The sequence below is a fragment of the Massilia phosphatilytica genome (assembly GCF_977014125.1).
The window spans coordinates 1-10,308 of the sequence record NZ_CDRNIL010000007.1; the positions used below are offsets into that span (position 1 = coordinate 1).

Annotated in this window: 9 protein-coding genes and 6 pseudogenes; 12 read left to right on the plus strand and 3 right to left on the minus strand. The window is 67.3% G+C overall.

All coding sequences use genetic code 11. From position 1 onward, the window contains the following. Window positions 1-44: 44 nt before the first annotated feature. On the minus strand, window positions 45-248 hold the full coding sequence (locus tag ACWNCF_RS00180) for a hypothetical protein (protein WP_449405600.1): 204 nt from the start codon (window positions 246-248) through the stop codon (window positions 45-47). 119 nt (window positions 249-367) lie between these two features. Next, window positions 368-451 (minus strand): annotated as a pseudogene (locus ACWNCF_RS00185) (PEP-CTERM sorting domain-containing protein); the annotation flags it as partial. A 37-nt stretch (window positions 452-488) separates the two neighbouring features. Here ACWNCF_RS00185 and ACWNCF_RS00190 point away from each other — a divergent pair. The 12 genes and pseudogenes from ACWNCF_RS00190 (at window position 489) to ACWNCF_RS00245 (ending at window position 10,012) form a co-directional block, all read left to right on the plus strand. After that, the gene (locus tag ACWNCF_RS00190) at window positions 489-704 is read left to right on the plus strand and encodes a hypothetical protein (protein WP_449405601.1); all 216 of its coding nucleotides are present in this window, start codon (window positions 489-491) and stop codon (window positions 702-704) included. Between the two features lie 86 nt (window positions 705-790). After that, a complete protein-coding gene (locus tag ACWNCF_RS00195; protein WP_449405602.1) occupies window positions 791-1,123 on the plus strand; it encodes a PEP-CTERM sorting domain-containing protein in 333 nt (110 codons plus the stop codon). A gap of 153 nt (window positions 1,124-1,276) precedes the next feature. Further along, window positions 1,277-1,552, plus strand: coding sequence for a hypothetical protein (locus tag ACWNCF_RS00200; RefSeq protein WP_449405603.1), 276 nt, complete (start codon window positions 1,277-1,279; stop codon window positions 1,550-1,552). A 265-nt stretch (window positions 1,553-1,817) separates the two neighbouring features. Then, window positions 1,818-1,897 (plus strand): annotated as a pseudogene (locus tag ACWNCF_RS00205) (PEP-CTERM sorting domain-containing protein); the annotation flags it as partial. Between the two features lie 86 nt (window positions 1,898-1,983). Further along, a complete protein-coding gene (locus ACWNCF_RS00210; protein WP_449405604.1) occupies window positions 1,984-2,535 on the plus strand; it encodes a thymidine kinase in 552 nt (183 codons plus the stop codon). Between the two features lie 12 nt (window positions 2,536-2,547). After that, window positions 2,548-3,108, plus strand: a complete 561-nt coding sequence (locus ACWNCF_RS00215) for a hypothetical protein (protein WP_449405605.1) — start codon at window positions 2,548-2,550, stop codon at window positions 3,106-3,108. 167 nt (window positions 3,109-3,275) lie between these two features. Next, window positions 3,276-5,542 (plus strand): annotated as a pseudogene (locus ACWNCF_RS00220) (carboxy terminal-processing peptidase). 189 nt (window positions 5,543-5,731) lie between these two features. After that, window positions 5,732-6,232: a hypothetical protein gene (locus tag ACWNCF_RS00225; RefSeq protein WP_449405606.1), complete on the plus strand. Its 501-nt coding sequence runs from the start codon at window positions 5,732-5,734 to the stop codon at window positions 6,230-6,232. A gap of 479 nt (window positions 6,233-6,711) precedes the next feature. Next, window positions 6,712-7,918, plus strand: a pseudogene (locus ACWNCF_RS00230) (acyl-CoA dehydrogenase family protein). A gap of 8 nt (window positions 7,919-7,926) precedes the next feature. Continuing rightward, entirely contained in the window at window positions 7,927-9,093 is a 1,167-nt protein-coding gene (locus ACWNCF_RS00235; protein ID WP_449405607.1) for an acyl-CoA dehydrogenase family protein, read from the plus strand. Beyond that, window positions 9,090-9,577 (plus strand): annotated as a pseudogene (locus ACWNCF_RS00240) (MaoC family dehydratase). Before ACWNCF_RS00235 ends, ACWNCF_RS00240 begins: the two are co-directional and overlap by 4 nt. Window positions 9,578-9,586: 9 nt before the next feature. Further along, window positions 9,587-10,012 (plus strand): annotated as a pseudogene (locus ACWNCF_RS00245) (MaoC family dehydratase). Between the two features lie 122 nt (window positions 10,013-10,134). Here ACWNCF_RS00245 and ACWNCF_RS00250 read toward each other — a convergent pair. After that, complete coding sequence (locus ACWNCF_RS00250) at window positions 10,135-10,296, minus strand: diguanylate cyclase domain-containing protein (protein WP_449405608.1); 162 nt, start codon at window positions 10,294-10,296, stop codon at window positions 10,135-10,137. Between the last annotated feature and the right edge of the window lie 12 nt (window positions 10,297-10,308).

Consider the following 10,308-nt stretch of genomic DNA (forward strand, 5'->3'; position numbering starts at 1 on the left):
CACCCATTGGTCAAAACGGAGGAGTTAGTTGGATCATCCAGCACCTACGCAGTCACCGCCGGCGCGTCGTCCAGGAAGTTCGTACGCTGGTCGAACACGTCGGTCTGGCGCTGCGGGCCCAGGCGCGACGTGATGTGGCCGACGCCGTAGCGGTCGTCGATGGCGGCCGTGTACAACCGGACTTTCTGGCCCTGCTCTTCGTAGTTGTGTGCCACCTGCAGCAGCGACGTCGATTTGCCGGCGTTCATCGCCGAATATCTGAAATAGAGTTTTGCCACTGCCCTGCCCCGCCCTGGAATGCCGTTGTACGATCCGGCCGATTATAGCAATCCGGCATACGGCGGCGCCAGCGGGGCCGGGCGGCGTCAGCGGCGCCGCCGGCGCGGCCGAGTCCCAACCCGGCCAGCAGCATGCCGTAGGTGGCGGGCTCGGGCACGGCCAGCATCACGTTGTTGGCCGTCGGCCAATAGCTGCCGTTCGCCTGCATCGTGCGTATCCCATCGCTGCCGCTGTCCGTGCTGAAACCGCTGTGCCTTGCCGCCATGTTGTGCGCCGCGGCCGGTGCCCAGGCGGGCATCACGGTTTACACGTCCCAGAGCTGGATCGCCAGCGCTGCTTCGGCGCGCCGCGCCGTCGATACCTTCTCCGACGACCTGACCATCGCACCGTACGGCGACACGGTCTTTCGAGGCCGCCGCCTATAATCACCAGCGTATTCCGACACCGGCATCTGGGGGCGGGCGGTCCGACGGATTTCTGGCTGTCGAACAATACCCGCGACAATCCCATCGTGTTCTCGAACTTCAGCGGCGGGGTGAGCGCCTTCGGCGGCCAGTTCTTCGCGTCGGACGTCACCGGCCAGTTCGTGGTGACGGTAACGTCGCGCCGACGGCCGCCGACGGCGGCACGCTCACCTACAATGTCACGGGCGCGACGACGACCTCGTTCGTCGGTTTCGTGTTCGACGTCGCCGCTGACGTCCGTGACCCTGGCGACGGACGGCGGCGCGTACTGGCCGACCGCGAACAATGTCGTGCTCGCGGTGCCGGAACCGGCCACCTACGGCACGACGCCGACGGGCATCGGCCTGCTGGGCCTGATGGCGCGCCGGCGCCGCGGCTGAGGCGATCCGCGCCGATCTTCCGCACCTCATCCTCAAGACGCAGCACAAGACGGCAGCGAATGCACGGCCATTCAGATTGCATCGAATGCGGCACGGGTATGTACTTGGGTCCGGCCCGCCGGGTCATCCCATCGACTAACCTCGGAGAACAACGTGCGTACCCACCATTCGCTGTCCCTGAAACCCTTGTGCCTGGCCGCCCTGCTGTGCGCCGCGTGCGCGGCCCGCGCCGACATCCAGGTCTACACGAACGCGGCCGATTTCATGTCCGCCGCGTCCGCGCCGGGCATCGACACCTACGACGACCTGCGCGTGCAGCAGTATGGGCGAGACGCCGCCGCGCACCGCCGGCAGCTACGACTACCAGGCGTATTCGTACGGCGCGCTGTGGGGTGCCGGCGGACCGGGCGATTACTGGCTGTCGAATAAACACGCAGGTCGACACCATCGTGTTCAGCAATTTCTCCGGCGGCGTCAGCGCGTTCGGCGGCCAGTTCTTCGCCTCCGACATCGCCGGCAATTCCTCCCGTCCGGCAACCTGACGCTGACCGCGAGCGATGGCGACACACTGAGCTATACGCTGGATGGCGCGACGGAGACGACGTTCCTCGGCTTCGTGTCGACGAGCGCACTGGAATCGGTCACGCTGCAGGCGAACGGCAGCTATTGGCCGACGGCCAACAACGTGATGCTGGCCGTGCCCGAGCCCGCCACCTACGGCATGCTGCTGGCCGGGTTGGACTGTTCGGCCTGGCCGCGCGGCGGCGCCGCTGACGCCGCCCGGCCCCGCTGGCGCCGCCGTATGCCGGATTGCTATAATCGCCGGATCGTACAACGGCATTCCAGGGCGGGGCAGGGCAGTGGCAAAACTCTATTTCAGATATTCGGCGATGAACGCCGGCAAATCGACGTCGCTGCTGCAGGTGGCACACAACTACGAAGAGCAGGGCCAGAAAGTCCGGTTGTACACGGCCGCCATCGACGACCGCTACGGCGTCGGCCACATCACGTCGCGCCTGGGCCCGCAGCGCCAGACCGACGTGTTCGACCAGCGTACGAACTTCCTGGACGACGCGCCGGCGGTGGCCTGCGTCCTGGTCGACGAAGCCCAGTTTCTCACGCGGGAACAGGTCGTCCAGCTGCACCAGCTGGCCCAGGTGCGCGGCGTGCCCGTCATCTGCTACGGCCTGCGCAGCGATTTCCGCGGCGACCCGTTCCCCGGCTCGGCCTATCTGCTGGCGCTGGCCGACGATATCGAGGAAATCAAGAACATCTGCTCGTGCGGCAAGAAAGCGACGATGAACATCCGCGTCGACGCGGAAGGACGCCGCATCCGCGAAGGCGAGCAGGTCAGCATCGGCGGCAACGACAGCTACCGCCAGGCCTGCGGCCGCTGCTTCTACCTGGGCTGACGCGGCCCGACCATGTCCTGGCCGGCAGGTTGCCTCGCCCATCTGCCCGCCTGGGCCTGCGGCCTCGGCGAGATCGCGCTGTACCTCGCGCCGTCGCTGGCGCTGGCATTCCTGATCTGGATGGTCACCCGGGCGCACCCCGTCTTTTTCCTGTTCAGCGCCGTCGGCACGTTTTGCCACGAGCTGGCGCATTTCGCCGTCGGGCTGCTGCTCGGCGCCGATCCGGTCGGGTTCACCATCATCCCGCGCCGCAACGGCCGCACGTGGGAGCTGGGGTCGGTGTCGTTTGCCAACCTGCGCTGGTATAACGCGGCGCCGGCGGCGCTGGCGCCGTTCCTGGTGCTGCTCGTGCCCTTGAGCGTGGCGTGGTGGCGCACGCGCGCGGCCTGGCACTTCGGCCCGGCCGACCTGGCGTTGACCCTGCTGCTGGCGCCGCAGTTCCTGTCGTTCTGGCCGTCGCCCGTCGACTGGAAGCTGGCGCTGCGCAGCTGGCCTTATCTGTTGATCATCGCGGCGGCCGGCCTCGCCCTGTGCTGGTTTCAGACCAGTTTGTTTCGATTTGTAAAAGCGTAGGCGCGCGGCCGCCGTCAAGACTTAAGCTCGGCTGAAACGCGTACAAGCCGGCTCTGCGCCGCTGCGCTATCCTGTAGAATGGGTCGCATCCGCCGCTGCGTCGGCGCGACCGTCAGCCCTCCCGCCTGGCAGTCGCCATTGAATATCCCGTCCGGAGAACCTATAGAATGAAGAAGCAGATGTTGATGGTCGCGCTGGCGTTTGCCATGTCGGCCCACGTGGTCACGGCGCAGCCGGAAAAGGTCGCCGCCGTCCAGACCGACAAGGCCGCCATCGTCCAGCTCAAGCCATCCGCCGCCCAGACCCAGGCTGCCCTGTGGGCGTCGCGCGTGCTCGGGCGCTACCACTACAAGGCGATGCCGCTGGACGACGCGATGTCCGCGAAGATCTTCGACGCCTACTTCAAGGCGCTCGACAGCGAAAAGCTGTACTTCACCCAGGCCGACATCGACGGCTTCGCGCCCGTGCGCAACAAGCTGGACGATGCGATCAACAACGAAGACCTGACGGTGCCTTTCCAGATCTACAACGTGTACCAGCAGCGCTTCTTCGACCGCATGGCGTACGCCCGCGAGCTGTTGAAGGGCAAGTTCGAGTTCAACACGGACGAGACGCTGCAGATCGACCGCGAGAAGGCCGCGTGGGCAAAGAACGAGGACGAGGCGAAGGACCTTTGGCGCAAGCGCGTCAAGAACGACTGGCTGCGCCTCAAGCTGGCCGGCAAGGACGACAAGTCGATCCGCGAGACGCTGGACAAGCGCTACGAGGGCTACCAGAGCCGCCTCAAGAAGCTGAACAACGAAGACGTGTTCCAGATGTTCATGAACGCGTACGCGATGGCGATCGAGCCGCACACGAACTACCTGGGCCCGCGCTCGGCCGAGAACTTCGACATCGCCATGCGCCTGTCGCTGGACGGCATCGGCGCCGTGCTGCAGTCGCGCGAGGACTACACCGTGATCCGCGAAGTCGTCCCGGGCGGTCCGGCCGACAAGTCCGGCAAGCTGAAGGTGGGCGACCGCATCGTCGGCGTCGCGCAGGGCAGCGGCCCGTTCACGGACGTGATGGGCTGGCGCATCGACGACGTCGTGCAGCTCGTGCGCGGCGAGCGCAATTCCACGGTCCGCCTCGACGTGCTGCCGGCCGACGTCGGCCAGGACGGCAAGCACACGACCATCTCGCTCGTGCGCCAGAAGATCAGCATGGAAGAGCAGTCGGCCAAGAAGAAGATCATCGAAGTCACGGACAACGGCGTGAAGCGCCGCATCGGCGTGATCCAGCTGCCGACGTTCTACCAGGACTTCGAGGCGCGCCGCAAGGGCGACAAGGACTTCAAGAGCGCCACCCGCGACGTCAAGCGCATCCTCGGCGAACTCAAGAAGGAAAAGGTCGACAACGTCCTGATCGACCTGCGCAACAACGGCGGCGGCTCGCTGATCGAGGCCGTCGAACTGACCGGCCTGTTCATCGACAAGGGGCCGGTCGTGCAGCAGCGCAGCGCCGAAGGCCGCGTCGAGGTCGAGAGCGACACCGATGCCGGCCTGGCCTGGGACGGCCCGATGGGCGTGCTGATCAACCGCGGTTCCGCATCGGCGTCGGAGATCTTCGCCGCCGCGATCCAGGACTACGGCCGCGGCATCATCATCGGCGAGCCGAGCTTCGGCAAGGGCACCGTGCAGACGCTGATCAACCTCGACCGCTTCTCGCAGAACGACAAGCTGAAGTACGGCGAGCTGAAAATGACGATCGCCCAGTTCTTCCGCATCAACGGCGGCACGACGCAGCTCGCGCGGCGTCACCCCGGACATCAAGTTCCCCATCACGTCGGATGACGACAACTTCGGCGAGCAGTCGTACGAGAACGCATTGCCGTGGGTGCGGATCAAGCCGGCGACCTATATGCCGGCCGGCGACCTGAAGGAGCTGTTCAATCCGCTGCAGAAGAAGCATGACGTGCGCGTCGCCAAGGACCGCGACTTCCTGGACATCGAGCAGGACATCGCCGAAGCCCTCAAGCTGCGCAAGGACAACGTCATCTCGCTCAACGAAGCGGTCCGCCGCAAGGAGCGCGAGAACCAGGAAGCCAAGGCGCGCCTGCGCGAATCGCGCCTTGCCGGCAAGGACAACCCGGACGAGCCGGTCGCGGGTACCGGGCAGCAAGGAGCAGCGCGGCAAGGTGCCGTCGCCGACGAGCCCGAAGAAGACGAATGTCGTGCTGAAAGGCGCGGCGGGCGCCGACGACGGCCTGCAGGGCGACGAGCGCAGCCTGACGGCCGAGCTGGCCGCCGAGAAGGCCGCCAAGAACGCCAAGGACGTCTATCTGCAGGAAGCGGCCCACATCCTGGCCGACGAGGCCGGCATGCTGAAGGCGGACACCCGCATGGCATCGCGCGCCATGCCGTACTTGTCGATGTTGAAACAAAACAGCAACTGATGAATTGTTAACTATGCCATAGACATTTCCGGTTTTTCAGCCGGAAAACGTGGCCGAAGGCGAGGCTCCCCATGGGGCCTCGCCTTTTTTTTATGTCGTTCAATTGAAAATTGTGATTTTTGCAGCTGTGATACATTGGCTCAGCAGTTAAATTAAGAATAACTTTTCACACTGAGCAAGGAGTTCATTATGTCAACTCGTTACCTCATCGCGGCGGCTCTCCTGTTCGGGAGCGCATGCGGGGCGCAGGCGGAAGTGGTCTCGGCAGCGGCCCAATCGGGTTTCCTGTCCGGATGGACCGGCGGCAATGGCGCGGACGTCGTCGGTTCCGGCGTGCTGGCGAACGGCGTCAGCCTGGTCGGCGGCGCCGCCTATGGCAGCGGTAACCTCGCCGAGGCGTTGTATCAAAAGGCGAGCGCAAGCGTCGGGCAGACCGGTACGGAAGTCAAATTGTCGTATTCGCAGGGTATCGAAGGCACGTATCTGCTGAGCACCAGCAACGCCAAGCTCGCGGCGATGCTGGGTAACGGCATGTCCGTGGTGTCCACCAAGCCGACGGCAAGGTGGTCACGCCGGGCCAGCAGGATGCACGCCGGGCGGGGAGCAGCGGGAGCAGCGGAAGCAGCGGCAGCAGCGGCACCGGCGGAGCATCCGGCGGCGGTAGCGGCTCGTCCGGCGGCGGCGCGGTGACTGGGGGCGGGTCAGGCACCAGAAGGCGGGCGGATCGACGAGCGCGGGCGACAGCGTGCCTCGAAACGGCGCGCCGTCGGGCGATTCTGGCGATTCGGGCAATGGCGCCACGGTCGTCACGCCGGCGCCCCGCCGGCGGGCAGACGGGCGGCGCGATCGTCGAACCGCCCGGCGCGGGCCCAGGACGCCGCCGACGGCGGGATCGACAGCCGGCACCGGCGCCGGCCTGCCGGTGAGCCTGCCGGCCGCCGCTGCCGTACCGGAACCGTCGTCGATCGCCCTGATGTTCGGCGGGCATGCTGGGCGCGATGGGCGTCCTCCGCCGCCGCAAGCACTGATCCGCAGTTCGCAGTCATCACGCATTCGTCGCCCCCGCCCGCGCGGGGGCGCTGCTTTGGAGGCCCTTTATCGCACGGTGATTTCAGGTACAATCTTTTGAACGGTCGTGCTTTTTTGGCCGGCACAACGAAGGAGACAACATGGACCTGACCTACACCGGCGACGACCTGCAGCTTTCCGCGACCCGAGGTACGCGCCTTCCTCGAGGCCGAGCTGCCGGCCGACCTGCGCCACAAGGTTCAACACCACCTGCGCCTGCAAAAGGACGACTATGTCCGCTGGCACAGGATCCTGGCGCGCCAGGGCTGGGTCGCGCCCGGCTGGCCGCGCGAGCACGGCGGGCCGGGCTGGACGCCCGTGCAGCGCCACATCTTCGACGAGGAATGCGCCCGCGCCGGCACGCCGACCGTGCTGCCGTTCGGCGTGAACATGGTCGCGCCCGTGATCATGGCGTTCGGCAGCCAGGCGCAAAAGGACTACTACCTGCCGCGCATCCTGTCGTGCGAGGACTGGTGGTGCCAGGGTTATTCCGAGCCGGGCGCCGGGTCCGACCTCGCGTCGCTGAAGACGACGGCCGTCCTTCGACGGGACGGCGACGGCGAGTACTACGTGGTGAACGGCCAGAAAACGTGGACCACATTGGCCCAGCACGCCGACATGATCTTCTGCCTCGTCCGTACCGACACCGGCGTGCGCAAGCAGGAGGGCATTTCCTTCCTGCTGATCGACATGCATGCGCCCGGCGTCACCGTGCGCCCGATCATCATGCTGGACGAAGACCACGAAGTGAACGAGGTCTTTTTCGACAATGTGCGCGTGCCGGTGTCCAACCTCGTCGGCCAGGAAAACAAGGGCTGGACCTATGCCAAGTATTTGCTGGGCCACGAGCGCACCGGCATCGCGGCCGTGGGCCGGTCCAAGCGCGAGCTCGCCCGGTTGAAGGCCTTGGCGCGGCGCGAGCAGAAGGATGGCCGGCCGTTGCTGCGCGACCCGCTGTTCGCGGCGAAGGTCGCCGACCTGGAGATCGAACTCATGGCGCTCGAGATGACCGTGCTGCGCGTGCTGGCCGACGCCCACAAGGCGCCGGGCCCGGAAGCGTCCGTGCTCAAGGTGCGCGGCACCGAGATCCAGCAGCGGCTGTCGGAGCTGATGGTCGAGGCGGCCGGCCCGCTGGCGCTGCCGTTCGATCCGGCCTATCTCGACGGCGCGCGCGAACACAGCGCCATCGACGACGACTTCGCCGCGCCGCTGCTGCCGCATTACTTCAATGTCCGCAAGACGTCGATCTACGGCGGATCGAACGAGATCCAACGCAACATCATCTCCCAGATGATCCTGGGCCTGTGAGGAAAGACATGGACTTCAACTTCAAGGAAGAGCAACTGCAACTGGCCGATGCCCTCAAGCGCTGGATCGCACGCGACTACACGTTCGACGCCCGCCGCGCGATCGTCGGTTCGCCCGCCGGGGTGTCGGACGCCGCCTGGGGCACGCTCGCCGAGCTGGGCCTGACGGCGCTGCCGCTGCCGCAAGCGCACGGCGGCTTCGACGGCGACGCCGTCGACATGTTCGTCGTCATGCAGGAGCTGGGCCGAGGCCTCGTCGTCGAACCGTATGTCGCGACGATGCTGGGCGCCGAGTTCCTGCGCCGCGGCGGCGCGCACGGCGATTTGCTGGACCGCGTCGGGGGCGGCGCGCTGAAGCTGGCGTGCGCGCTGGGCGAGCGCCAGTCGCGCCACGACCTGCGCGACATCGCGACGCGCGCCGTCCGCGACGACGGCGGCTGGCGCCTGAACGGCGAAAAGAAGGTCGTGCTGCACGGCGCCCAGGCCGGCGTGCTGGTCGTGTCGGCGCGCAGCGCCGGCGGCCAGCGCGACGAGGCGGGCATCACGCTGTTCGCGGTCGCGGCGGATGCCCCGGGCGTCGTCACGCGGGACGTGCGCATGCTGGACGGCCAGCGCGCCGCCGACGTGCTGCTGCGCGACGTGCGCGTCGGCGATGCCGCGGTGATCGGCACCGCGGATGCCGGCTGGGACGTCCTGGAAGCGGCGGCCGACTACGGCGCGGCCCTGCTGTGCGCCGAGGCGCTCGGCGCGATGGACGCCCTGTTCGCCGCCACGCTCGACTACCTCAAGACGCGCCAGCAGTTCGGCGTCCCGATCGGCAAGTTCCAGGCGCTGCAGCACCGCATGGCCGACATGTACGTGCACATGGAGCAGGCCCGTTCGATGGCGCTGCTGGCGGCCGTGCGCGTCGCGGAAGACGCCCGCGATGCCGGCGGCGGCCACGCGGCCGAGCGCCGCCGCGCCGTCTCGGCCGCCAAGTACCGCGTGGGCCAGGCCGCGCGCTTCGTCGGCCAGCAGGCGATCCAGCTGCACGGCGGCATGGGCGTGACGGACGAGCTGCCGGCGTCGCATTACTTCAAGCGCCTGTCGACGTTCGAACTGACCCTGGGCGACTGCGACCATCACCTGGCCCGCTTCATCGCGCAGCCGGGCTTCGTCGACGGGGAGGCCGCATGAAGGCGTATTGGTATTTCGAGGATTTCGAGCCGGGCCAGGACATCGACCTGGGCCTGTGCACCGTGACGGAAGAGGAGATCGTCGCGTTCGCGCGCGACTACGATCCGCAGCCGTTCCACGTCGACCGCGATGCGGCCGCGCAGTCGATCTATGGCGGCGTCATCGCCAGCGGCTGGCACACGTGCGGCATGATGATGCGCCTCGTCGTCGACGGGCTGCTCGGCAGATCGTCGAGCATAGCGGCTCGCCCGGCCTGGACGGCGTGCGCTGGCTCGCGCCCGTGCGCGCGGGCGACACGCTGAACGTGCGCTACCGGACCGTGCAGGTCAAGGCGTCGGCGTCGAAGCCGGACCGCGGCGTCGTCTGGTCGAAGTGGGTCGCCATCAACCAGCATGGCGAGACCGTGTGCACGGTCGAGGGCATGGGCATGTTCGGGCGCGCCAGACGGGGAGGCGCGCGATGGCTAAGGCATTGCACGAAGTGAGCGGACTGGATGCGCTGGAGGCGTAAGCAGCTCGGCCGCTCGCGCTCGTTCGAGGTCGGCCAGGACCGCATCGACACGTTCGCCGACGCCACCGACGACCACCAGTCGATCACGTCGACCCGGACCGCAGCGCGCGCGAATCGCCGTTCGGCACGACCGTGGCGCACGGCTTCCTCACGCTGTCGCTGCTGCCGAGTCGATGGTGGCCGACGTGCTCGTGATGGTGGATGCGAAGCTCGTCGTGAACTATGGGCTGAACAAGGTGCGCTTTCCCGCGCCGGCGCCGGCCGGCGGCCGCGTGCGCGGGGCGATCGTGCTGGCGGCGCTGGACGAGGAAGCGGGTCCAGCCAGCTCACGCTGGCCGTCACGGTCGAACGCGAGGGCGGCACGAAGCCGGTGTGCGTGGCCGAATTCCTCGTGCGCCGTTACGCCTGAGACCGCGATCTTCGGATCGTCGTCCCGCGCAGGCGGGGACCCAAGTTGCGCGCGCCGTCGCGACGTGTGCAGGTCGTGCGCGGCCGCCTGCGCGGGAGCGAATCCGGGTACGGTTCCGGGTATCAACCGATGCATTCCGCGCCGCCCAGGCGGAAGCGGTTGCGGCCCTCGGCCTTGGCCTGGTAGAGCAGGGCGTCCGCGACCTGGATCAGGTCGGCCGGGAGACTGTGCTCGCCCGGCACCATGCACGCGATGCCCATGCTGGCCGTCAGGTGCTGGATCATCCAACTAACTCC

Excerpts from the sequence above, each read along its gene's own strand:
- ACWNCF_RS00180 (WP_449405600.1), bottom strand. The coding sequence starts at position 248 with ATGAACGCCGGCAAATCGACGTCGCTGCTGCAGGTGGCACACAACTAC.
- ACWNCF_RS00250 (WP_449405608.1), bottom strand. The coding sequence starts at position 10,296 with ATGATCCAGCACCTGACGGCCAGCATGGGCATCGCGTGCATGGTGCCG.
- ACWNCF_RS00235 (WP_449405607.1), top strand. The coding sequence starts at position 7,927 with ATGGACTTCAACTTCAAGGAAGAGCAACTGCAACTGGCCGATGCCCTC.
- ACWNCF_RS00215 (WP_449405605.1), top strand. The coding sequence starts at position 2,548 with ATGTCCTGGCCGGCAGGTTGCCTCGCCCATCTGCCCGCCTGGGCCTGC.
- ACWNCF_RS00225 (WP_449405606.1), top strand. The coding sequence starts at position 5,732 with ATGTCAACTCGTTACCTCATCGCGGCGGCTCTCCTGTTCGGGAGCGCA.